The organism is Pseudomonas sp. HMSC065H01, from assembly GCF_001815235.1.
Classification (GTDB): Bacteria; Pseudomonadota; Gammaproteobacteria; order Pseudomonadales; family Pseudomonadaceae; genus Pseudomonas; species Pseudomonas aeruginosa.
In genome coordinates this window covers 1-246 of record NZ_KV819922.1, presented here as the reverse complement: position 1 = coordinate 246, position 246 = coordinate 1, and the positions used below count along the sequence as shown (strand labels likewise).

At 52.0% G+C, this 246-nt stretch carries 1 rRNA gene; it reads left to right on the top strand.

Annotation, left to right across the window (positions count from 1 at the left end):
• Positions 1 to 71 precede the first annotated feature (71 nt).
• Positions 72 to 187, top strand: a 5S ribosomal RNA gene (rrf, locus tag HMPREF3014_RS26065).
• Positions 188 to 246: the final 59 nt, after the last annotated feature.

Genomic DNA, 246 nt, shown 5'->3' with positions numbered 1-246 from the left:
AAACACCTTGAAATCACATACCTGAATCCGGATAGACGTAAGCCCAAGCGAACGGATATCCAACCGAATTGCTTGACGATCATAGAGCGTTGGAACCACCTGATCCCTTCCCGAACTCAGAAGTGAAACGACGCATCGCCGATGGTAGTGTGGGGTCTCCCCATGTGAGAGTAGGTCATCGTCAAGCTCCTATCCCAAAACCCCTGGTCAGCGATGACCGGGGGTTTTGCTTTTGCGCGCGGAAAA